The organism is Kineococcus rubinsiae, assembly GCF_011839805.1.
Taxonomy (GTDB): Bacteria; Actinomycetota; Actinomycetes; order Actinomycetales; family Kineococcaceae; genus Kineococcus; species Kineococcus rubinsiae.
Genome location: NZ_VWPY01000002.1, coordinates 200,896 through 223,480, shown reverse-complemented (window position 1 = coordinate 223,480; position 22,585 = coordinate 200,896). Strand labels below are relative to the sequence as shown.

The window sequence follows — 22,585 nt, the reverse complement described above, 5'->3', positions numbered from 1 at the left end:
CGGACCCGCCTCGCGGCGTCGGAGCCGACCCTATGGCCTGCGTCACCCCGCGCTGCACGGGGGTCGCGGAGCACGCCGGTCGCGGCGCGCGGGCCGCGACCGCCGCGCTCAGGCGTCGAGCATGTCGGCCGTGAGACCGGACTCGGTGCCGGGCAGGCCGAGGTCCTGCGCCTTCTTGTCCGCCATCCCCAGCAGGCGCCGGATGCGGCCGGCGATGGCGTCCTTGGTCATGGGCGGGTCGGCCAGCGCGCCGAGCTCCTCGAGGCTGGCCTGCTTGTGCTCCAGGCGCAGGCGACCGGCCTGCAGCAGGTGGTCGGGGACGTCGTCGCCGAGCAGCTCCAGCGCCCGCTCGACGCGCGCCCCGGCCGCGACGGCCGCCCGGGCGGAGCGGCGCAGGTTGGCGTCGTCGAAGTTGGCGAGGCGGTTGGCGGTGGCCCGCACCTCGCGGCGCATCCGCCGCTCCTCCCACGTCATCATCGCGTCGTGCGCGCCGAGGCGGGTGAGCAGCGCGCTGATCGCGTCGCCGTCGCGCAGCACGACCCGGTCGACGCCGCGGACCTCACGGGCCTTGGCCGACAGCTCCAGGCGGCGCGCCGCGCCCACGAGGGCGAGCGCCGCCTCGGGGCCGGGGCAGGTGACCTCCAGGGCGGCCGAGCGGCCGGGCTCGGTGAGCGAGCCGCGGGCCAGGAAGGCGCCCCGCCACGCGGCCTCGGCGATCTGCGCCGTCGAGGACACGATGTGCGCGGGCAGGCCGCGCACCGGGCGACCGCGGGTGTCGAGCAGGCCGGTCTGGCGGGCCAGCGACTCCCCCTCGCGCGCCACGCGCAGCACGTAGCGGGTGGCCCGGCGCAAGCCGCCGGCCTGCACGACCAGCAGGTCGCTGGGGTGGCCGAACACGTCCGCGATGTCCCGGCGCAGCCGCCGGGCGATCGACGCCGAGTCCAGCTCCGCCTCGATGACGATCCGCCCCGAGACGATGTGCAGCCCGCCCGCGAAGCGGAGCATCACCGACACCTCGGCCTTGCGCGCCGCCGTCGTCGTCACGGGGAGCCGGCTCAGCTCGTCCTTGACCGCCGCCGTCATCGCCATGGGTTTCTCCTCCGACCATCGACCGCCCGGCACCGCCGGACGTACCTCTCGCTGAACCACCACCTGCGCGTGCACCTGCCCGGGAGCGGCGCCTGTCTCACCGCGTGGGTCCATCTTGGGTCACGGCCCGCCCGGCGCGCCGCGCGGGTCGACGTCGCCGTAGCTGCCGCCGAACACGTCGCGGTAGGCCGCGGCCAGCCGCAGCGCGTCGTGGCGCGGGGTCCCGTCGCCCAGGGACACCTGCCGCAGCAGCACCCGGGCCCCCAGGTCCGCGGCGGCCTCCGACAGCGCGTGCGGGTCGCCGACCGCGACGGGGTCGGCCACGACGGCGTCCACCCGCAGGGACGGCGCGTGCGCGGCCAGCACCTCCAGGTGCGCCTCGGCGGAGAACCCGTCCGTCTCCCCCGACTCCACGGCCAGGTTGAGCGTCACGCAGAGCCGCGCGGCGGTGCTGGTCAGCGCGTCCGCGAGCGCCGGGACGAGCAGGTGCGGCAGGACGCTCGTGAACCACGACCCGGGGCCGAGCACGACCCAGTCGGCGGCCGCGATGGCCTCGAGGACCTCGGGGCGCACGGGCGGGTCCGACGGCACGAGGCGGACGGCGGTGACGCGCCCGGTGGTCGAGGCCACGGCGACCTGCCCGCGCACGCTCGTGGGGGCGTCGTCGTCGCCGGGCACGAGGCCGAGGACGTCGGCCTCGATGTCCAGGGGCACCGCGGCCATCGGCAGGACCCGCCCGCGCGCGCCGAGCAGCCGGCCCACCCAGTCGAGGCCCGCCACCGGGTCGTCGAGCAGGTCCCACAGCGTCGCGATGAGCAGGTTGCCCGTGGCGTGCTGGTGCAGGCTGCCCTCGGAGGCGAAGCGGTGCTGCAGCACGTCGCGCCAGGTGCGGCCCCACTCGGAGTCGTCGCACAGGGCCGACAGGGCCATCCGCAGGTCGCCGGGCGGCAGGACCCCCAGCTCGCGGCGCAGGCGTCCCGAGGACCCGCCGTCGTCGGCGACCGTGACCACGGCCGTGAGGCGGTCGGTCAGGTGGCGCAGCGCGGACAGCGACGCGGACAGGCCGTGGCCGCCGCCCAGGGCGACCACCGAGGGCGCGGTGCGCTGCCCCGGGCCCGGCGCCCCGAGGGGCACGGGACCGGTGGGCAGACCTGCGGCGCCCGGACGGGCCGTCACTCCCGCCCCAGGTCGCGGTGCAGGACGCGGACCGGGACCCCGGCGCGCGTGAGGCGCTTGCCGAGCTCCTCGGCCATGGCGACGGAGCGGTGCTTGCCGCCCGTGCAGCCGAAGGCGACGGTGGCGTAGCGCTTGTTCTCGCGGCGGTAGCCCGCGAAGACGGGGTCGAGGGCGTCGGTGTAGCGGTCCAGGAAGGGCCGGGCCCCCTCGGCCGCGAGCACGAAGTCGGCGACGGGCTCGTCCTTGCCCGTCAGCGGGCGCAGGTCGGGCTCCCAGTGCGGGTTGGGGATGAAGCGGACGTCGGCGATGTGCTCGGCGTCGGCGGGCGTGCCGTACTTGAACCCGAAGCTCATGACGGTGACGCGCAGGTCCTCGGCGCGCTCGGCCTCGAACAGCGACGCCACGAGGGCGCCGAGCTGGTGGACGTTGAACGCCGAGGAGTCCACGACCACGTCGGCGCGCGAGCGCAGGTCGCCGGTCAGGGCGCGCTCGCGGGCGATGCCGTCGACGATGCGGTCGTCGCCCTGCAGGGGGTGCGGGCGGCGCACGGACTCGAAGCGCCGCACCAGGACCTCGTCGGTGGCGTCGAGGAACAGCACGCGCGGGGAGACGTGCCGGGTGTCGAGGGAGTTCAGCGCCCCCGTGAGCTCGGCGAAGAACGTGCGCCCGCGCACGTCGACGACGACCGCGATGCGCGGCACCGACAGCCCCGCGCGGCCCGCGAGCTCGGCCAGGGGTTCCAGCATCTGCGGCGGCAGGTTGTCCACGACGTACCAGCCGAGGTCCTCCAGCGCCTTGCCCGTGGTCGAGCGGCCGGCGCCGGACATGCCGGTGATGATCAGCAGCTCGGGGCGGCGCACGCGCCCGCCCGCCCCGGGGTCCCCGGCGTCCGCGGCCGGCGCCGGTTCGGCGTCCCCGCCCGTCAGCAGCTGCTCGGCGTCCCCGCCGGCGAGGAGCTGCTCGGCGTCCTCGGCCGTCGCGGCGCTCGCGGGGGGTTCCCCGGCCGCTGCGCCGGAGGGGTTCCCGCGAGGATCACCGGGTCGTTGTGCCACGGGTTCCATCCTGCCAGCCGCGACACGCCCGCGGGGACGGGAACGGGACGCTGCGCACCCGGACCTCCACCCTCAGTCGAGCAGCTCCCCGGTGGCGGTGTTCACCGCGGGCACCGTCTCGACCGCGGCCGTGCGCCCGTCCGGGCCGGCCCCCGGCGTCGCGGGGCCCTCCGCGAGCGCCGCCACGACGGCCTGCGCGGTGCGCGGGCCCATGCCGGGCACGGCCGCGACCTCCTCCGCCGAGGCGGCGCGCAGCTTCTTGACCGAGCCGAAGTGCTTGAGCAGCGCGGACTTCCGCGCCTGCCCGAGCCCCGGCACCCCGTCGAGGGCGCTGGTCGTCATGGCCTTGCTCCGCTTGGAGCGGTGGTAGGTGATCGCGAACCGGTGGGCCTCGTCGCGCACGCGCTGGAGCAGGTAGAGGCCCTGGCTGGTGCGCGGCAGGACGAGGGGGTGCGCCTCCCCCGGCAGCCACACCTCCTCCAGCCGCTTCGCGAGCCCCGCCAGCGCGACGTCGTGGATGCCGAGGTCGGCGAGCGCGCGCGCCGCCGCCTCGACCTGCGGCTGCCCGCCGTCGACGACGACGAGGTTGGGGGCGTAGGCGAAGCGCCGCGGCCGGCCCGTGTCGGGGTCGATGCCGCTCAGCACCTCCCCGCTCACGGGGCCGCTCGCCGGCTCCCGCAGCGGGTGGGCGACGACGTCGTCGGGTCCGTCGCCGGGTTCGGTCGCGGCCCCGCCGCCGGGACCGGACGCCTCGAGGACCGCCGCGTCCACGCCCGTGCCGTCGGCCACGGCGTCCTCGGCGGGGGCGTCGGCGGGCTGCCGGGTGCCCATGCGGCGGAAGCGGCGCAGCAGCACCTCCCGCATCGCGGCGGTGTCGTCCACACCGCCCTCGTCGCCGCGCACGGCGAAGCGGCGGTACTCGCCCTTCTTGGGCAGCCCGTCCTCGAAGACGACCATGGAGGCGACGACGTTGGTCTCCTGCGTGTGCGAGACGTCGAAGCACTCGATGCGCAGCGGCGCCTCGTCGAGGCCGAGGGCCTCCTGGATCTCCTGCAGCGCCTGGCTGCGGGCCGTGAGGTCCCCGCCGCGGCGCGTTTTGTGCAGCGCCAGGGCCTGGGTCGCGTTGCGGTGCACCGTGTCCATCAGCGCGCGCTTGTCGCCGCGCTGCGGCACGCGCAGGTCGACGCGGGAGCCGCGCAGCTCCGAGAGCCAGTCCTCGACGTCGCCCTCGACGGTCGCGGGCAGGTGCGGCACGAGCACCTCGCGGGGCACGTTCTCGCCGGTCTCCCCGCCGTAGACCTGCAGCAGGAGCTGCTCGACGAGCTCGGGGGCGCCGACGTCCTCGACCTTCTCCACGACCCAGCCGCGCTGGCCGCGGACGCGGCCGCCGCGCACGTGGAACACCTGCACGGCCGCCTCGAGCTCGTCGTCGGCGATGGCGAACACGTCGGCGTCGGTCGCGTCAGGCAGGACGACGGCGCTCTTCTCCAGCGCCTTCTGCAGCGCGCCGAGGTCGTCGCGCAGCCGGGCGGCCCGCTCGAAGTCCAGCTCCGAGGCGGCCTCCTTCATGGCCAGCTCGGTGCGGCGCACGTAGCGCTGGGTGTTGCCGCCCATGAAGTCGCAGAAGTCCTGCGCGAGGGCCTGGTGGTCCTCGGTGGAGATCTTCCCGACGCACGGGGCGGAGCACTTGTCGATGTAGCCCAGCAGGCACGGCCGGCCGACCTGCCCGGCGCGCTTGTAGACGCCCGCGGAGCAGGTGCGGACGGGGAAGACCCGCAGCAGCAGGTCGACCGTCTCGCGGATCGCCCAGGCGTGCGTGTACGGCCCGAAGTAGCGGGTGCCCTTGCGCTTGGCGCCGCGCATGACCTGCACGCGGGGCACCTCCTCGCCCATGGTCACGGCGAGGTAGGGGTAGGACTTGTCGTCGCGGTACTTGACGTTGAAGCGCGGGTCGAACTCCTTGATCCAGGAGTACTCCAGCTGCAGCGCCTCGACCTCCGTGGACACCGTGGTCCACTCCACGCTCGCCGCGGTGGTCACCATCGTCATCGTGCGGGGGTGCAGCGCGGACAGGTCCTGGAAGTAGTTCGACAGGCGCTGCCGCAGGCTCTTGGCCTTGCCGACGTAGATGACCCGGCCCTGCGGGTCCCGGAAGCGGTAGACCCCGGGCTCGACGGGGATCTCCCCCGGCTTGGGACGGTAGGTGGCGGGATCTGGCACGGGCACCAGGTTATGTCGCGCCTCCGACACGGACCGAACCGCCGCGGCCGACGGAGCGACGGGGACAGGGGCGGGAACGCGAGAGCGCCGGCCCGGTCCCCCGCGGGGGACCGGGCCGGCGCTCTCGTGGGTGCAGGCGACGTCAGCGCGAGCGCGACGTCACCCAGTGCACGACCTCACCGCGCGGCCGGGCTCAGCTCGCGCGCGCCCGGCGACGGCTGCCGCGGCCCTCCGCCCCGGTGCCGAGCAGCTCGGCGAGGAACTGCCCCGTGTAGCTGCCGGGGTGCGCGGCGATCTCCTCGGGCGTGCCCGTCGCGACGACGCGGCCACCCCCGCCGCCGCCCTCGGGCCCCATGTCGACGACCCAGTCGGCCGTCTTGATGACGTCGAGGTTGTGCTCGATGACCAGGACGCTGTTGCCCTTGTCGACGAGGCCCTGCACCACGCCGAGGAGCTTGCGGATGTCCTCGAAGTGCAGACCGGTGGTCGGCTCGTCCAGGACGTAGATCGTGCGGCCGTTGGAGCGCCGCTGCAGCTCCGAGGCCAGCTTCACGCGCTGCGCCTCACCACCGGACAGGGTGGTCGCGGGCTGCCCGAGGCGGACGTAGCCGAGGCCGACCTCGGTCAGCGTCGCCATGAACCGGGAGATCGCGGGGACCGCCGCGAAGAAGTCGGCCGCCTCCTCGATGGGCATGTCGAGGACCTCGGCGATCGTCTTGCCCTTGAAGTGCACCTCGAGCGTCTCGCGGTTGTACCGCGCCCCGTGGCACACCTCGCAGGGGACGTAGACGTCCGGCAGGAAGTTCATCTCGATCTTCAGCGTGCCGTCGCCCGAGCACGCCTCGCAGCGCCCGCCCTTGACGTTGAAGGAGAACCGCCCGGGCTGGTAGCCGCGCAGCTTCGACTCCGGCGCGGAGGCGAACAGCTTGCGGACGTGGTCGAAGACGCCCGTGTAGGTCGCCGGGTTGCTCCGCGGGGTCCGCCCGATCGGGCTCTGGTCGACGTGGACGACCTTGTCGAGGTGCTCGAGGCCCTTGACCGACTTGTGCCGGCCGGGGACCCGGCGGGCGCCGTTGAGCTTGTTGGCGAGCACCGTGTAGAGGATGTCGTTGACCAGCGTCGACTTCCCCGAGCCGGAGACGCCCGTCACCGCGACGAGGCAGCCGAGCGGGAACGTCACGTCGACGTCGTGGAGGTTGTGCTCCTTGGCGCCCGTGACCACGAGCTGGCGCGAGGGGTCGACCGGCCGGCGCTGCGCGGGCGTCTCGATCGAGCGCGCCCCGGACAGGTACTGCCCCGTCAGCGAGCGCGGGTTGGCCAGCAGGCCCTCGAGGTCGCCCGAGTGCACGACCTCGCCGCCGCGCTCGCCGGCGCCGGGGCCGAAGTCGACGATCCAGTCGGCCACGCGGACCGTGTCCTCGTCGTGCTCGACGACGATGAGGGTGTTGCCGAGGTCCCGCAGGCGCGTGAGCGTGTCGATGAGCCGGCGGTTGTCGCGCTGGTGCAGGCCGATGCTCGGCTCGTCCAGGACGTAGAGGACGCCGACGAGGCCGGAGCCGATCTGCGTGGCGAGGCGGATGCGCTGCGCCTCGCCGCCGGACAGGGTGCCCGCCGGGCGGTCCATCGACAGGTAGTCGAGGCCGACGTCGAGGAGGAAGCCCAGGCGGGCCTGGATCTCCTTGAGCACCTGCGCGGCGATCTTCTTCTCGCGCGCCGACAGCTGCAGCGTGTCGAGGAAGCGGGCGCACTCGTCGATGGGCAGGGCGCAGATCTCGGAGATGGACCGGTCGCCCAGCTTCACGGCCAGCGAGGACGGCTTGAGGCGCGCGCCCTTGCAGACGGGGCACGGCGTCTCGCGCATGTACCCCTCGTAGCGCTCCTTGCTGAGGTCGGACTCCGTCTCCTCGTGGCGGCGCTTGATGAACGGCACGACGCCCTCGAAGCCCGTGGAGTAGGCGCGCTCGCGGCCCCACCGGTTGCGGTAGCGCACGTGGACGTTGTGGTCCTTGCCGCCCAGCAGGGCGTCCTTGGCGCGCTTGGGCAGCGCGCGCCACGGCGTGTCCATCGAGAAGGACAGGTCCTCCGCGAGCGCCGTCATGAGCCGCTGGAAGTAGTCGGCCGAGCCGGCCGTCCACGGCGCGATGGCCCCCTCGGCCAGGCTCAGGTCCTCGTCGGGCACGACGAGCTCGGGGTCGACCTCGAGCTGGGTGCCGATGCCCGAGCACTCCGGGCACGCGCCGAACGGGGAGTTGAACGAGAAGGTCCGCGGCTCGACCTCGTCGAGGTCGAGCGGGTGCTCGTTGGGGCAGGCCATCTTCTCGGAGAAGCGCCGCTCCCCCTCCGGGCCCTCGACGTCGACGAGGTCGGCGACGAGCAGCCCCCCGGACAGCACGAGCGCCGTCTCCACGGAGTCGGTGAGGCGGCGCTTGACGCCCTCCTTCACCACGAGGCGGTCGATGACGACCTCGATCGTGTGCTTGAGCTTCTTCTGCAGCGCGGGCGGCTCCTCGAGGGTGACCACCTCGCCGTCGACGCGGGCGCGGGCGAAGCCCTTGGCCTGCAGCTCGCGGAAGAGCTCGGCGTACTCGCCCTTGCGGTCGCGGATCACGGGCGCCAGGACCTGGAAGCGGGTCCCGGACGGCAGCTCCATGAGCTGGTCCACGATCTGCTGCGGCGTCTGCTTGCCGACCGGCTCCCCGCAGACCGGGCAGTGCGGGCGGCCGGCGCGCGCGAAGAGCAGGCGCAGGTAGTCGTAGACCTCGGTGATCGTGCCGACCGTCGAGCGCGGGTTGCGCGAGGTCGACTTCTGGTCGATCGAGACGGCCGGGGACAGGCCCTCGATGAAGTCGACGTCGGGCTTGTCCATCTGGCCCAGGAACTGGCGGGCGTAGGCCGACAGCGACTCGACGTAGCGGCGCTGGCCCTCCGCGAAGATCGTGTCGAAGGCGAGCGAGGACTTCCCCGACCCCGACAGGCCCGTGAAGACGACGAGGCTGTCGCGGGGCAGGTCGACCGAGACGTTCTTCAGGTTGTGCTCGCGGGCACCCCGGACGACGAGGCGGTCCGTGGGGGCGGCCACGGTGCGGCGGACCGGCGAGGGGACGGACGGGACGCGCCGCGCGGTGCTGCTGGAGGGGGTACGAGAGGCCACCCCCCAACCCTAGGCTCCCCCTCCGACACGGCCCGCCGTCGCGAGCTCCGGCGGTGACCGCGACCACGTGACGTGCAGCACCCCGACGGCCCTCGCCCCCTGGAAGTGGTTGAGACGAACGCGTACCTTGGGCGCATGCCTCCCGCCGCTGGTGCCCCGACCGACTCCCCCGCCGACGGCGGCACCCGCTGGCTGGACGCCGAGGAGCAGGTGACCTGGCGCGCGTACCTGTCCGCGACCCAGCTGCTCACCGACCGCATCGACCGCCAGCTCCAGCACGAGTCCGGCATCGCCCACACCTACTACGAGATGCTCGTGCGGCTGTCGGAGTCGCCGGGGCGCTCCCTGCGGATGAGCCAGCTGGCCGACTCCTCGCTGTCCTCGCGCAGCCGGGTCTCGCACGCCGTGGCCCGCCTGGAGGAGCGCGGGTGGATCCGCCGCGAGGCCTGCGAGACCGACGGCCGGGGCTACCTCGCCGTGCTCACCGACGCGGGCTTCACCGCGCTCGACCAGGCCGCCCCGGGTCACGTGGAGACGGTGCGCAGCAACCTCTTCGACGTCCTGGACGCCGAGCAGGTCGAGCAGCTGGGCAAGATCTCGCAGACGCTGCTGGCCCACCTCACCGCGACGGGGGCCGTCTCCCCCGTGCCGCCGCCCGCCGGCACCGCCTGAACAGCCGGCGGCTCAGGCGCCCTGCGCCGCCCGCATCCCCCGCAGCTCCTTCTTGAGGTCGCCGATCTCGTCGCGCAGCCGCCCGGCGAGCTCGAACTGCAGCTCGGCCGCGGCGCCGTGCATCTGGTCGGTCAGCTGCTGGATGAGGTCGGCCAGGTCGGCCTGCGGCATCGACTCGCGGGGCTCGGGCCCCACCTCGCGGCCGATGTTCTTGCCGGTGCCGCGCGCCTTGGAGCCGAGCGCCGGCACGGGCGCCTTGCCGCGCGACTGCTGGCGGCCGCCCCCGCCGAGCAGGGTCGCCGTGTCGGCGTCCTCCTTGGCGATGAGGTCGGTGATGTCGGCGATCTTCTTGCGCAGCGGCATCGGGTCGACGCCCTTGGACTTGTTGTAGGCCACCTGCTTCTCGCGGCGCCGGTTCGTCTCCTCGATGGCCTGCTCCATCGACGGGGTGATCTTGTCGGCGTACATGTGGACCTCGCCCGAGACGTTGCGGGCCGCGCGGCCGATGGTCTGGATCAGCGAGGTCGCCGAGCGGAGGAAGCCCTCCTTGTCGGCGTCGAGGATCGCGACGAGCGACACCTCGGGCAGGTCGAGGCCCTCGCGCAGCAGGTTGATGCCGACGAGGACGTCGTAGGCGCCCTGGCGCAGCTCGCGCAGCAGCTCGACGCGGCGCAGGGTGTCGACCTCGGAGTGCAGGTAGCGCACCCGCACGCCCTGGTCGAGGAAGTAGTCGGTCAGGTCCTCGGACATCTTCTTGGTCAGCGTCGTGACCAGCACGCGCTCGTCCTTGGCCGTGCGCTCGCGGATCTCGTGCAGCAGGTCGTCGATCTGGCCCTTGGTCGGCTTGACGACGACCTCCGGGTCGATGAGGCCCGTCGGGCGGATGATCTGCTCGACCACGCCCTTGCCGCGCGACAGCTCGTACTTGCCGGGGGTCGCGGACAGGAACACCGTCTGCCCGGTGCGCTCGAGGAACTCCTCCCAGCGCAGCGGCCGGTTGTCCATGGCGCTGGGCAGGCGGAAGCCGTGGTCGACGAGGGTGCGCTTGCGGGAGGCGTCGCCCTCGTACATGCCGCCGATCTGCGGGACGCTCACGTGCGACTCGTCGATGACGAGCAGGAAGTCCTCGGGGAAGTAGTCGAGCAGCGTGTTCGACGCGGAGCCGGGCTCGCGGCCGTCCATGTGCCGGGAGTAGTTCTCCACGCCGGAGCAGGTGCCGACCTGGCGCAGCATCTCGATGTCGTACGTGGTCCGCATGCGCAGCCGCTGCGCCTCGAGGAGCTTGTTCTGCTGCTCCAGCTCGGCCAGGCGCTCGGCGAGCTCGGCCTCGATGGTGCCGATGGCGCGCTCGAGGCGCTCGGGGCCCGCGACGTAGTGCGAGGCGGGGAAGACGTAGACGAGCTCCTCGTCGCGCAGCACCTCGCCCGTCAGCGGGTTGAGCGTGTAGAGCTTGTCGATCTCGTCACCGAAGAACTCGATGCGGATCGCGTGCTCCTCGTACATGGGGATGATCTCGACCGTGTCCCCCCGCACGCGGAAGGTGCCGCGCGTGAAGGCCAGGTCGTTGCGCGTGTACTGCATGCCGACGAAGTGGCGCAGGAGGTCGTCGCGGTCCATCGTCTCGCCGACCTTGAGGTTGACCATGCGGTCGACGTACTCCTGCGGCGTGCCCAGGCCGTAGATGCAGGACACCGTGGCCACCACGACCACGTCGCGGCGCGTCAGCAGCGAGTTGGTCGCCGAGTGCCGCAGCCGCTCGACCTCCTCGTTGATCGAGGAGTCCTTCTCGATGTAGGTGTCCGACTGCGGGACGTACGCCTCGGGCTGGTAGTAGTCGTAGTACGACACGAAGTACTCGACGGCGTTGTTCGGCAGCAGCTCGCGGAACTCGTTGGCGAGCTGCGCCGCGAGCGTCTTGTTGGGCGCCATCACCAGGGTGGGCCGCTGCACCTGCTCGATGAGCCAGGCCGTGGTCGCCGACTTGCCGGTGCCCGTCGCGCCCAGGAGCACGACGTCCTTCTCGCCCCCGTTGATCCGGCGGGTGAGGTCCGCGATCGCCGTCGGCTGGTCGCCGGACGGGGAGAACTCCGAGATCACCTCGAAGGGCGCCACTCGCCGCTGGATGTCTGTCGTCGGACGCATGTCCTCAGAGTAGGACGAGCCTCCGACACGACCCCCGCGCGCTCGCTGCCGGCGAACGGGGCCCGGCGCGGCGACCTCGGCCCCGGCCCGGGACGGGCCCGTCCGGCGCCGTCGCCGGGGCGCCTAGGGCAGCTGCGGCGGGGGCAGCGTGGCCGCGGCGCGCTCGAGGACCGCGTCGACGAAGTCCGACTTGCCCTCCGCATAGGCGTCGACGTCCGCGTGCGGGGCGGCGGCGAGGCGCTGCTTCAGGGCGGCGTAGGCCTCGCGGTCTCCCGCGTCGGCGCGCAGCCGGTCGCGGAAGAGCAGGACGTGGCGCCACACCGGGGACGTCGCCGGGCGCACGTGGCAGTTGACCGCGCGGCCGGGGTCGGCGTTGGCGGCGAACGCCTTGTCGACGGTCGTCCCGCCCGGCGTCCGGTCGTACCAGCGGCCCCCTGAGCGCACGAGCCCCGCGGCCAGGAGGTCGTCGGCGACCTCCCCCGCGGTGGCGAGGTCGGCCGTGACCACCTGCAGGTCGAGGACGTCCTTGGCGAGCAGCCCGGGCACCGCGGTGGACCCGGTGTGCTCGACCGACAGGGCCCGGTCCCTCGCGACGTGGCGCACCCGGGCGACGGCCCGCGCGGCCTCGGCGGGCCACGCCGGGTCCGGGGCGACGAGGACGGCCTGCGCCGCGCGCGGCGCCCGCTCCCCCGCCCGCAGGTGCCGGGCGTACGGGACGAGGCGCTCGTGCCAGAGCGCCTCGACGAGCGCGGGCAGCGGGTCGGGCCCGCCGTCGCGGCGCGGGTTGTCCAGCCACACGTCGGCGGCGGCGCGGCGCTCGTCGTCACCGGCCTGGGCGGCGATCCGGGCGCGGGCGTCGGCCGGGGTCATGCCCCGCTCGGTCACCAGGCGCCGCTCGCGCTCGGCGACGTCGGCGTGCACCACGACGACGAGCGGGAACGCCGGGGTGAGCCCCGTCTCCACGAGCAGGGGCACGTCCTCGACCACGACGGCCCCGGCCGGGGCGGCGGCGGCCAGCTCGGCCCGGCGCGCCGCGACGAGGGGGTGCACGATCGCGTTGAGATCCGCCCGCGCCTCGGCGTCGGCGAACACGACGCGGCCCAGCGCCGGCCGGTCGAGGCGGCCCTCGGGGGTCAGCACGCCGGCGCCGAAGCGCTCCACGACCGCCGCCAGCCCGGGCGTGCCCGGCTCGACGACCTCGCGGGCCGCGAGGTCCGCGTCGACGACGACCGCACCCAGCTCGGCGAGGCGCCGCGCGACGGTCGACTTGCCCGCCCCGATGCCCCCGGTCAGTCCCACGCGCAGCACGCCGACCACCGTAGTGCGCCCCACCGGCGACGCAGCAGGCCGGAGACGAGACGGGCCGGACGCACGTCAGGCCCGGCCGAGGACGGCCGGGCCTGACGGGTGCTGCGGGACGGGTGGTGCGGGGCGGGGTCAGCGCCCGCCGGCGCGCCGCTTGTTGTAGACGTCGAAGGCGACGGCCAGGAGCAGGACGAGCCCCTTGATGACCTGCTGCAGGTACTGCTCGAGGCCGAGCAGCTGCATCCCGTTGGAGATCACGCCGACGAGGAGACCACCGACCATCGCGCCGCGGACGGTGCCGATGCCGCCGGTGACGGCCGCGCCACCGATGAAGGCCGCGGCGATGGCGTCGAGCTCGAAGCTCGTGCCGGCGCCGGGCTGGGCGCCGTTGGAGCGCGAGGAGAAGATCACGCCGGCCATGGCCGCGAGGAAGCCCATGTTGACGAAGATCCAGAAGTTGACCCGGCGCACGTTCACGCCGGACAGCTGGGCCGCGGCGAGGTTGCCGCCGATCGCGTAGACCTGGCGGCCGAAGACCGTGGACCGCGTGACGACCGAGTAGGCCAGGATCAGCACGGCCAGGATGATCAGGACGACCGGCAGGCCGCGGCTGTGGGCGAGCTGCCACGCCAGCGCCATGACGACGACGGCGATGAGGACGATGCGCAGGATGAACAGCGGCATCGCGTCGACGACCTGGTCGTAGCGCACGCGGGCCACGCGGGTCCGGACCTGGCTGACGGCGTAGCCGACGACGGCCAGCACGCCGATGAGCAGGGTGAAGGCGTCGTAGCCGTACCCGCCCATGATGCCGTTGATGAAGCCGGTGGCGACCTTGGTGTACTGCGCCGGGAACGGCGACAGCGAGACGTTGTCGAGGACGTAGTAGGTCAGGCCGCGGAACAGCAGCATGCCCGCCAGGGTCACGATGAACGCGGGGATCCCGACGAACGCGACCCAGAAGCCCTGCCACGCACCGATCAGCAGGCCGACGCCGAGGGCGGCGAGGATGCCGACCCACCACGGGTGACCGCCGGAGATGCTCACCTTCGCCGCGACCGCGCCGGTCAGCGCGACCACCGAGCCGACGGAGAGGTCGATGTGGCCGGCGATGATGACGATGACCATGCCGATGGCCAGCACGAGCACGTAGGAGTACTGCAGCAGGATGTTCGTGATGTTGCCGGGGCTCAGCGAGAGCCCGTCGGTCAGCAGCGCGAACAGCGCCACGACGAGGACGAACGCGATGTAGATGCCGCTCGTGCGCAGGTTCTGCGTCATCGCGACCAGGGGGTTCGCGGTGCCCGTCTTCGGGGTGTGCGGGCTCGTCGGCGGCGTGGCCGGGCCCTTGCTGAGGAGGTCGCCGGTGCCGCTCATGCGGAGTGCTCCTGGGTGTCGTCGGGGGTGGTCGTGGTGCTCGTGGTGCCGGTGCCCGTGGCGTCGGAGGCGCTGTGCGCCCCGGCGCGGACCGGCGTCCGGTCCCTCGTCATGAGGCTCATCAGGCCCTCCTGCGTGGCCTCGGAGACCTGCACCTCACCCGTGATCCGGCCGAAGGCCAGGGTGTAGATGCGGTCGCAGATGCCGAGCAGCTCGGGCAGCTCCGAGGAGATGACGATGACGGCCTTGCCGGCCGCCACGAGGCGGTTGATGATCGTGTAGATCTCGAACTTCGCGCCGACGTCGATGCCGCGCGTGGGCTCGTCGAGGATCAGGACGTCCGGGTCCGAGTAGATCCACTTGGACAGGACGACCTTCTGCTGGTTGCCGCCGGACAGCTTGCCCGTCAGCGACATCACGGTCGGCGCCTTGATGTTCATGCTCTTCTTGCTGTCCTCGGCGACGCGGATCTCCTCCTGCGCGTTGACGAACCCGCCGGAGGCGAGCTTGTCGAGCGCGGCGGCGGAGATGTTCCGCTTGATGTCGTCGATGAGGTTCAGGCCGTACTTCTTGCGGTCCTCGGTCGCGTAGGCGATGCCGTGCTTGATCGCCTCCTGCACCGAGCGGGCCTGGATCGGCTCGCCGCGCTTGAAGATCTGCCCGCCCTGGTAGCGGCCGTAGGAGCGCCCGAAGACGCTCATGGCCAGCTCGGTGCGGCCCGCGCCCATGAGGCCGGCGATCCCGATGACCTCGCCCGCGCGGACGGAGAACCCGGCGTCGTCGACGACGAGTCGGTCCTGCTGCGGGTGGCGCACGGTCCAGTGCTCGACGCGCAGCACCTCCTCGCCCGGGTTCGACGTGCGGTCGGGGAAGCGGCTGTCGAGGTCGCGGCCGACCATGCCGCGGATGATGCGGTCCTGGCTCACGGCCTCGCCGGCCATGGCGAACGTCTCGATCGTGCGGCCGTCGCGGATGATCGTCGTGGTGTCGGCGATCTCCTCGATCTCGTTGAGCTTGTGCGAGATCATGATGCTGGTCATGCCCTCGGCCTGCAGCTGGCGCAGGAGGCCGAGCAGGTGCGCCGAGTCGGTGTCGTTCAGCGCGGCCGTCGGCTCGTCGAGGATGAGGAGCTTGACGTCCTTGCTGAGCGCCTTCGCGATCTCGACGAGCTGCTGCTTGCCGACACCCAGCTGGCCGATCGGGGTCGTGGGGTTCTCCGAGAGGCCGACGCGGGCCAGCAGGCGCGAGGCCTCGCCGTTCGCGCGGTTCCAGTCGATGAGCCCGCCGCGGCCCTTGCGCTCGTTGCCGAGGAACAGGTTCTCCGCGATCGACAGGAACGGCACGAGGGCCAGCTCCTGGTGGATGATCGCGATGCCCGCGTGCTCGGAGTCGCTGATGTTCGAGAACTTCGAGAGCTGTCCGTCGAAGTGGATCTCGCCGTCGTAGGACCCGAAGGGGTACACGCCGGAGAGGACCTTCATGAGGGTCGACTTGCCGGCCCCGTTCTCCCCGCAGATCGCGTGGACCTCACCGCGGCGGACCGAGAGCGAGACGTCCGAGAGCGCCTTGACGCCCGGGAAGGTCTTGGTGATGGAACGCATTTCCAGGATGTTGTCGGTCATCGGCCAGCCGGGTCCTCGATCGTGAGCGGTTCGCGGGATGCCTTGCGGCACAGCGCGTCCCGCGCCCGGACTTCCGGGCGCGGGACGACGTTGCGGGGTGGGTCAGCTGGCCTGGCCGGCGTCGACCTCGGCCTGGGTGTAGTAGCCGGAGTCCACCAGCAGGGGCTTGATGTTGTCCTTGTAGACGATGTCGGACTGCAGCAGGAAGGACGGGACGACCTTGACGCCGTTGTCGTACGTCTTGGTGTCGTTCGCCTCGGGCTCCTTGCCGTCGAGGTAGGCCTCGGCGACGGTGATGGCCTGCTCGGCGAGCTTGCGGGTGTCCTTGAAGATCGTCGCGTACTGCACGCCGTCGTTGATGAGCTTGACGGAGGCGATCTCGGCGTCCTGGCCGGTGATGATCGGCATCTTGTTGCCGCTGCCGCCGTAGCCGGCGTTCTGCAGGGCGGTGATGATGCCGCGCGAGATGCCGTCGTAGGGGCTGAGGACGCCGTCGACCTTGCTGCCGTCGCTGTAGGCGGAGGTCAGCAGGTCCTCCATGCGCTTCTGGGCGACCTCCTGCTGCCAGCGCAGCGTGGCGGCCTCGTCGATCTTCGTCTGGCCCGACTTGATCTTGATGACGCCCGAGTCGATGAAGGGCTTGATCGTGTCGAACGCGCCGTTCCAGAAGAACCCGGCGTTGTTGTCGTCCAGCGAGCCGGCGAAGAGCTCCACGTTGAACGGCCCCGTCGCGGTGCCCTTGGACCCGTCGGCGTTGAGTAGCCCGAGGCCGGTCAGCAGCGCGGTGCCCTGCTGGACGCCGACCTTGTAGTTGTCGAAGGAGACGTAGAAGTCGACGTTCGCGCTGTCGCGGATCAGGCGGTCGTAGGAGATGACCTTGATGTTCGCGGCCTTGGCGGCGTCGAGCTGGCTCGAGAGCGCGGTGCCGTCGATCGCGGCGAGGATCAGCAGGTCGTCACCCTTGGTGATCATCTGGTCGATCTGCTGGCCCTGCGTGGGGATGTCGTCGTTCGCGTACTGCAGGTCGACCTTGTAGCCGGCCTTCTCGAGGCCTTCCTTGACGGCCTTGCCGTCGGCGATCCAGCGCTCGGAGGTCTGGGTCGGCATCGCGACACCGACGGTGATGTCCTCGGGCTTGGCGGAGGAGCTGCTGGCACCGTCGGTGCTGCCGGCGCCACCACCGCCACAGGCGGACAGGGACAGCACCAGGCCGGCGGTCAGGACAGCCAGGGGGCGACGAACGTTCACGGCGGAACTCCTCTGTACCTCGTGAGCGTCATGGGACGACGAGGCTCATGACGGGGGATGGGCACCAGCTGCGGTGCGGATGGGGAGCCCGACGAGGGCGTCCGCGGCTTCCTCGACCATGGACGACGACTGCGGGCCAGCTGAGCCATTGTTAGCGTTAGCAGCCCGCCCCGTCAACCGGATCCCCCGAGCGGAGCAGTCCCCGTGCGCTGCGTGCCCCGTCCGGCGGACCGGCACCCGCGCAAGGGGTTCCACCACCAGGTTGCTGGGCTACTCTTCCCCCGACCAGCGACGGACGCCTCCCGCGCCGCCCCGGTGTCCTCCCCCCGCTCCCGCCGGCCCGCCCGGGCCGGCACCCCCGTCCGCCCCGTCGCCGTCGACGGGGCGAGAAGTCAGGATGCGCTCATGACTCCGCCCCGCGACTCCGGTGCCCCGGAGGACGGCGAGGGCCAGCGAACGCCCGTGCTGGCCGACGTCGCCGAGCGCGCCGGTGTCTCGCAGCAGACCGTGTCCCGCGTCGTCAACGGCTCCCCCGCCGTCGCCCGCCGCACCCGCGAGCGCGTCGAGCTCGCCATCGCGGAGCTCGGGTACCGCCCCAACGCCGCGGCCCGGGCGCTGGTCACCCGCCGCTCGCGCCGCATCGGCGTCGTCGCCGCCAGCTCGGCGCTGCACGGGCCCGCCATGACCCTGCTGGGGGTCCAGGAGGCCGCCCGCGAGGCCGGCTACTCCGTGGCCGTCGTCATGGTCCGCGACCTCAAGCCCGCCTCGGTCGACGAGGCGCTGCGGGAGCTGCGCGACCAGGCCGTCGACGGGGCGGTCGCCATCGTCCCCGAGGACGCCTCGCAGGCCGCCGTCGCGGCCGCCGAGGCGACCTTCCCCTGCGTGCTCGCCCCCGGCCTCGACGGCGCGGGGGTGGCCGACGCCTACTGGGGCGAGGTCGCCGCGGCCCGCGCGGTCGCCGCGCACCTGCTGGGGCTCGGCCACGAGACCGTGCACCACCTGGCCGGGCCCGCGGACTGGGCCGAGTCCCGCTCGCGCGCCACCGGCTGGCGCACCGCGCTGGTCGAGGCGGGCCGGCGCGTGCCGCCGCCCGTGCGCGGCGACTGGACGGCCCCCTCCGGCTACCTGGGCGGGCGGCGCCTGCTCGCGGCCGGGGCGACCGCGATCTTCGCGGGCAACGACCACATGGCCATCGGCGCCGTCCGCGCCGTGGTCGACCACGGGCTGAGCGTGCCCGGCGACGTCAGCGTCGTGGGCTTCGACGACGTCCCCGAGGCCGCCTACCTCAACCCGCCGCTGACGACCGTGCACCAGGACTTCGCCGAGATCGGCCGCCGCTGCGTGCACCTGCTGCTGGGGCGCATCACGAACCGCGTCGTCGACCTCGGCGGGCTGAACCCGGCCCTGGTCGTGCGCGCCAGCACGGCGCCCCCCGGCCTGCACGTGCACCCCGTCCGGCCCGAGCCGGGCCGCGCCGGCGCGGGCGAGGTCCCGCCGCAGGTCCGCACGACCTCCTCCGCCTGAGCGGCACCACGACCTCGCAGCGCCTGCGGCGCAGCCGTCACCGCCTCCGCACCCGGACGCAGCAGCGCCCGACGCACCACGGCCCGGACGCACGAGAGCCCCGACCGGCAGCGCCGGTCGGGGCTCTCGTCGATCAGAGCACCGGAGGTCAGTTGCCGCCGGTGAGCTTCTCGCGCAGCGCCGCGAGGGCCTCGTCGGAGGCGAGCGTGCCGCCCGCCTCGGGAGCCTCGGACGTGTAGGACGACGGCGTCGAGGACGACGACGAGGACGAGCTGCTGCTGGAGCTGCTCGAGCTCGCGGCCGGGGCGACGTTCGTGCCCTCGGCCTCGGCCTTCGCCTCGGCCTCGGCGGCCTCGGCGACCTGCTTCTTGTGGGCCTCCCAGCGCTCGTGCGCCAGGGCGTACTGCGTCTCCCACGCCTCGCGCTGGGTGTCGTAGCCCTCGAGCCAGTCGTTGGTCTCGGGGTCGAAGCCCTCGGGGTACTTGTAGTTCCCCTGCTCGTCGTAGTCCGCCGCCATGCCGTACAGCGACGGGTCGAACTCGTCGCCGGCCGCGGCCAGCGACTCGGTCGCCTGCTTGAGCGACAGGGAGATCCGGCGACGCTCGAGGTCGATGTCGATGACCTTGACGAAGATGTCGGAGTTCACCTGGACGACCTGCTCGGGCACCTCGACGTGGCGCTCGGCCAGCTCGGAGATGTGCACGAGGCCCTCGATGCCGTCGTCCACGCGGACGAACGCACCGAACGGCACGAGCTTGGTGACCTTGCCCGGCACGACCTGACCGATCGCGTGGGTCCGGGCGAACTGCTGCCACGGGTCTTCCTGGGTCGCCTTCAGCGACAGGGAGACGCGCTCGCGGTCCATGTCGACGTCGAGGACCTCGACGGTGACCTCCTGGCCCACCTCGACGACCTCGGACGGGTGGTCGATGTGCTTCCAGGACAGCTCGGAGACGTGCACGAGGCCGTCCACGCCGCCCAGGTCGACGAACGCACCGAAGTTGACGATCGAGGAGACGACGCCGGAGCGGACCTGACCCTTCTGCAGGGTCGTGAGGAAGTTCTGGCGGACCTCGGACTGGGTCTGCTCGAGCCAGGCGCGGCGGGACAGGACCACGTTGTTGCGGTTCTTGTCCAGCTCGATGATCTTGGCTTCGATCGTCTTGCCCACGTAGGGCTGCAGGTCGCGCACGCGGCGCATCTCGACCAGCGACGCGGGCAGGAAGCCGCGGAGACCGATGTCCAGGATGAGGCCGCCCTTGACGACCTCGATGACGACGCCCTCGACGACCTCGTCGGCTTCCTTCTTGGCCTCGATCGTGCCCCAGGCGCGCTCGTACTGAGCGCGCTTCTTGGACAGGATCAGCCGGCCTTCCTTGTCCTCCTTCTGGAGGACGAGGGCCTCGACCTCGTCACCGACGCCCACGACCTCGTTGGGGTCGACGTCGTGCTTGATGGAGAGCTCGCGCGAGGGGATGACGCCCTCGGTCTTGTACCCGATGTCGAGGAGGACCTCGTCACGGTCGACCTTCACGATGGTGCCCGAGACGATGTCACCATCGTTGAAGTACTTGATGGTGGCATCGACCGCGGCGAGGAAGTCCTCAGCCGACCCGATGTCGTTGATCGCGATCTGAGGCGTCGTGCTCGCCGGTGCGGTCGTAGTGGTGGTCATGGAGGTAGGGGCTCCGTCAGGGACACTGGTAGGGGAGACGCGCGAGGGACCTCGCGGTCACGAGCGGCGTCCCTCCGGTCGGTGGGACGGCAGACGCTCGCTCCTCCAGGATAGCTGGGCGCGAAGTCGGGGGCAAAGCACCCCGCTGGGACCGCGCCACCCGCCGCGCGCGCCAGGATGGCCGCGTGAGCGACGCGAACCACCCCGACCAGCCGTCCGTGGGGCGCCGGCCCGTGGCGGCCGCCGACACCGTGCGCGCCCAGCGCACCTGGTGGGACGCCGAGGCGGCCGGCTACCGCAGCGAGCACGGCACCTTCCTCGGCGACGACCGCCCCGGCTCCGACCTCGTCTGGGGCCCGGAGGGCTGGCGCGAGGCCGACGCGGCGCTGCTCGGCGACGTCGCCGGCCTGCGGGTGCTGGAGGTCGGGGCGGGCGGCGCGCAGTGCGCGCGCTGGCTCGCCACCCGCGGCGCCGCGGTGGTGGCCACCGACCTCTCCCTCGGGATGCTGCGCGAGGGCGCCGCCCTGGAGGACCGGCGCGCCGCCGCGGACGGGGGCTCCCCGCGCACGCCCCTGCTGCAGTGCGACGCGCGCGTCCTGCCCTTCGCCGACGCCGCCTTCGACCTGGTCGTCACGTCCTACGGCGCCCTGCCCTTCGTGGCCGACGCCGACCGGGTGCTGGCCGAGGCCGCGCGTGTCCTGCGCCCCGGGGGCCGCTTCGTGGGGAGCGTGCCGCACCCCCTGCGCTGGGCGCTGCCCGACGTCCCGGGCCCCGAGGGGCTGACGGTGACGCACTCCTACTTCGACCGCCGCCCCTACGTGGAGACCGAGGAGGACGGCAGCGTCCGCTACGTCGAGCACCACCGCACCGTCGGGGACTGGGTGCGCCTGGCCCGCGGCGCCGGGTTCACCGTCGAGGACCTCGCCGAACCCGAGTGGCACGCGGGTGAGGCGGTGTGGGGCGGCTGGAGCCGGCTGCGCGGCGAGCTCGTGCCCGGCACGCTCGTGCTCTGCCTGCGCCGGGCCTGACGCCGGACCCCCGCCGCCGGGGCCGACGGGGCTCGCGGGGCCGACGGGGCGGAGGGAGGCGCCGCACCCGCCGGGGACTGCGCGCGCCGCCCGACGCGCCTACCCTCGAGACGGCCCCGGCCGGTGCCCGGCGACGACGCCGGGGGCGCCGGGGCGGAGGGAGGTCGGCACCCCGTGTCCTCCCTCGCGCGCGTGGTCGCCACCGCCGCCACGGGTGTCCTGCTGGTCGTCGGCGGGACGGCGCTCGTGACCGGGACGCCGGGCTCCGCCGGCCGGAGTGCCGTCGCGCCCGCCCGTCCCGCGGCCGGCGCCTCCCCCGTGGCCGCCGCCGTGGCGGCGCTGCTGGACCCCGACGCGCCGGGGTGCCGGCCGTCGCGGCTCACCCGGTTCGTCGCCTGGCAGCTGCGCGGGGTGGAGCCGCAGCAGCTGCGGTTCCTCCTCACCAACGGCGTCCTGGACCTCCCCGCCGACGAGGCCGCGCTGCTCGGGCGCGCCGGGGAGGGCGCCTGGGCGCCGAACCCGGCCACCGGCGCCGACCTCGAGCGGGCGTTGAGCAGCACGCAGCGCTTCTGGGGCGGTGACGCCGCCGACGTCGGGCTGCTGGCGGTGCACGGCGGGGTGCTGCGCGACCCCGTCCGGCTGACCCGGCTGCTGACGGCGCGCGACGGGCTGGCCCCGCGCGCGGCGGCCCTGCGCGCGCAGCAGCTGATCGCCGCGGTCGCGGCCGTGCCCGAGCTGCAGGGCGGGGACAACCCCGTCCTCACGCTGGGCGCCTCGGCCCTGGCCGAGGAGCCGGGCGCACCGGGGCAGGCGGACCGGCCCGCGCGGCTGCTCGTCGGCGACGGCCTGCTCGCCTTCCTCGCGAGCATCGGCGTCGCCGACGTCGGCCCCGAGGTCGTCGTCAGCCAGCAGGTGGCCGACCTCGTCGCGCACCGGGTGCGGGCCGCGCCGGTCTCCCCGGCGGACACCACCCGGCGGCGCCAGGAGCGGGCCGTCGCCCTCGGCAGCTACGCCGCCTCGTCCCGCCGGGGACTGTCGCTGGACGCGTGGCGCGTGGTCCAGGCCGCCGGCGCGGTGGCCGAGGTGCAGGCGTGCACGGCCGGCGACCGCGAGGGGGCGGCCACCCCGGACGACCAGCGACGGGTCGCGTGGTGGGGGGCCGACGCCGCGTCGCGGGAGCGGGGCCGACGGGTGCCGGCACCGCGCTGGCTGGTGGCGCGCCTGGACGCGGCGCTCCCGCAGCTGCTCGCGGGCACGAGACCGCGCTGACGGGCGCGCCGGCGTTCGGCGCGAGCACCGGACCG

15 protein-coding genes are annotated in these 22,585 nt (G+C 73.5%); 4 read left to right on the top strand and 11 right to left on the bottom strand.

Going from position 1 to position 22,585, the window contains the following annotated elements:
- Positions 1-108: 108 nt before the first annotated feature.
- The 5 genes from whiA to uvrA form a co-directional block, all read right to left on the bottom strand.
- Positions 109-1,089 carry a DNA-binding protein WhiA gene (gene whiA, locus F1544_RS02895; protein WP_167581868.1) on the bottom strand — a complete coding sequence of 327 codons (981 nt, stop codon included), beginning with the start codon at positions 1,087-1,089 and terminating at the stop codon, positions 109-111.
- A 120-nt stretch (positions 1,090-1,209) separates the two neighbouring features.
- The gene (locus F1544_RS02890) at positions 1,210-2,223 is read right to left on the bottom strand and encodes a gluconeogenesis factor YvcK family protein (protein ID WP_308469848.1); all 1,014 of its coding nucleotides are present in this window, start codon (positions 2,221-2,223) and stop codon (positions 1,210-1,212) included.
- A gap of 38 nt (positions 2,224-2,261) precedes the next feature.
- Positions 2,262-3,326, bottom strand: a complete 1,065-nt coding sequence (gene rapZ, locus F1544_RS02885) for an RNase adapter RapZ (protein WP_373368050.1) — start codon at positions 3,324-3,326, stop codon at positions 2,262-2,264.
- Between the two features lie 63 nt (positions 3,327-3,389).
- Positions 3,390-5,537 (bottom strand): excinuclease ABC subunit UvrC, encoded by a 2,148-nt coding sequence (gene uvrC / locus F1544_RS02880; protein ID WP_167581864.1) that lies wholly within the window; start codon positions 5,535-5,537, stop codon positions 3,390-3,392.
- A 193-nt stretch (positions 5,538-5,730) separates the two neighbouring features.
- Positions 5,731-8,616, bottom strand: coding sequence for an excinuclease ABC subunit UvrA (uvrA, locus tag F1544_RS02875; RefSeq protein ID WP_167581969.1), 2,886 nt, complete (start codon positions 8,614-8,616; stop codon positions 5,731-5,733).
- Between the two features lie 207 nt (positions 8,617-8,823).
- Between uvrA and F1544_RS02870 the strand changes: the two genes are divergently transcribed.
- Positions 8,824-9,360 (top strand): MarR family winged helix-turn-helix transcriptional regulator, encoded by a 537-nt coding sequence (locus F1544_RS02870; protein ID WP_167581862.1) that lies wholly within the window; start codon positions 8,824-8,826, stop codon positions 9,358-9,360.
- Positions 9,361-9,372: 12 nt separating this feature from the next.
- Here F1544_RS02870 and uvrB read toward each other — a convergent pair whose 3' ends face one another.
- From uvrB to chvE, 5 genes are all read right to left on the bottom strand, one after another.
- Complete coding sequence (gene uvrB / locus F1544_RS02865; protein ID WP_167581860.1) at positions 9,373-11,502, bottom strand: excinuclease ABC subunit UvrB; 2,130 nt, start codon at positions 11,500-11,502, stop codon at positions 9,373-9,375.
- Positions 11,503-11,625: 123 nt separating this feature from the next.
- The gene (coaE, locus tag F1544_RS02860; RefSeq protein ID WP_167581858.1) at positions 11,626-12,810 is read right to left on the bottom strand and encodes a dephospho-CoA kinase; all 1,185 of its coding nucleotides are present in this window, start codon (positions 12,808-12,810) and stop codon (positions 11,626-11,628) included.
- A 129-nt stretch (positions 12,811-12,939) separates the two neighbouring features.
- Complete coding sequence (gene mmsB / locus F1544_RS02855) at positions 12,940-14,184, bottom strand: multiple monosaccharide ABC transporter permease (protein WP_167581856.1); 1,245 nt, start codon at positions 14,182-14,184, stop codon at positions 12,940-12,942.
- Positions 14,181-15,806: a multiple monosaccharide ABC transporter ATP-binding protein gene (gene mmsA / locus F1544_RS02850; RefSeq protein ID WP_167581854.1), complete on the bottom strand. Its 1,626-nt coding sequence runs from the start codon at positions 15,804-15,806 to the stop codon at positions 14,181-14,183. The genes mmsB and mmsA overlap by 4 nt, the downstream gene beginning before the upstream one ends.
- 102 nt (positions 15,807-15,908) lie before the next feature.
- Positions 15,909-17,054, bottom strand: coding sequence for a multiple monosaccharide ABC transporter substrate-binding protein (gene chvE, locus F1544_RS02845; protein WP_167581852.1), 1,146 nt, complete (start codon positions 17,052-17,054; stop codon positions 15,909-15,911).
- A 405-nt stretch (positions 17,055-17,459) separates the two neighbouring features.
- Between chvE and F1544_RS02840 the strand changes: the two genes are divergently transcribed.
- Complete coding sequence (locus tag F1544_RS02840; RefSeq protein ID WP_167581851.1) at positions 17,460-18,578, top strand: LacI family DNA-binding transcriptional regulator; 1,119 nt, start codon at positions 17,460-17,462, stop codon at positions 18,576-18,578.
- A 148-nt stretch (positions 18,579-18,726) separates the two neighbouring features.
- Here F1544_RS02840 and rpsA read toward each other — a convergent pair whose 3' ends face one another.
- On the bottom strand, positions 18,727-20,253 hold the full coding sequence (gene rpsA, locus F1544_RS02835) for a 30S ribosomal protein S1 (RefSeq protein WP_167581850.1): 1,527 nt from the start codon (positions 20,251-20,253) through the stop codon (positions 18,727-18,729).
- A gap of 185 nt (positions 20,254-20,438) precedes the next feature.
- Between rpsA and F1544_RS02830 the strand changes: the two genes are divergently transcribed.
- Together F1544_RS02830 and F1544_RS02825 are read left to right on the top strand one after the other, a co-directional pair.
- Complete coding sequence (locus F1544_RS02830) at positions 20,439-21,281, top strand: class I SAM-dependent methyltransferase (RefSeq protein ID WP_308469845.1); 843 nt, start codon at positions 20,439-20,441, stop codon at positions 21,279-21,281.
- Positions 21,282-21,455: 174 nt separating this feature from the next.
- Positions 21,456-22,550 (top strand): hypothetical protein, encoded by a 1,095-nt coding sequence (locus F1544_RS02825; protein WP_167581848.1) that lies wholly within the window; start codon positions 21,456-21,458, stop codon positions 22,548-22,550.
- The last annotated feature ends 35 nt before the right edge of the window (positions 22,551-22,585 follow it).

Excerpts from the sequence above, each read along its gene's own strand:
- uvrB (WP_167581860.1), bottom strand. The coding sequence starts at position 11,502 with ATGCGTCCGACGACAGACATCCAGCGGCGAGTGGCGCCCTTCGAGGTG.
- F1544_RS02840 (WP_167581851.1), top strand. The coding sequence starts at position 17,460 with ATGACTCCGCCCCGCGACTCCGGTGCCCCGGAGGACGGCGAGGGCCAG.
- whiA (WP_167581868.1), bottom strand. The coding sequence starts at position 1,089 with ATGGCGATGACGGCGGCGGTCAAGGACGAGCTGAGCCGGCTCCCCGTG.
- rapZ (WP_373368050.1), bottom strand. The coding sequence starts at position 3,326 with ATGGAACCCGTGGCACAACGACCCGGTGATCCTCGCGGGAACCCCTCC.
- mmsA (WP_167581854.1), bottom strand. The coding sequence starts at position 15,806 with ATGACCGACAACATCCTGGAAATGCGTTCCATCACCAAGACCTTCCCG.
- mmsB (WP_167581856.1), bottom strand. The coding sequence starts at position 14,184 with ATGAGCGGCACCGGCGACCTCCTCAGCAAGGGCCCGGCCACGCCGCCG.
- F1544_RS02870 (WP_167581862.1), top strand. The coding sequence starts at position 8,824 with ATGCCTCCCGCCGCTGGTGCCCCGACCGACTCCCCCGCCGACGGCGGC.
- rpsA (WP_167581850.1), bottom strand. The coding sequence starts at position 20,253 with ATGACCACCACTACGACCGCACCGGCGAGCACGACGCCTCAGATCGCG.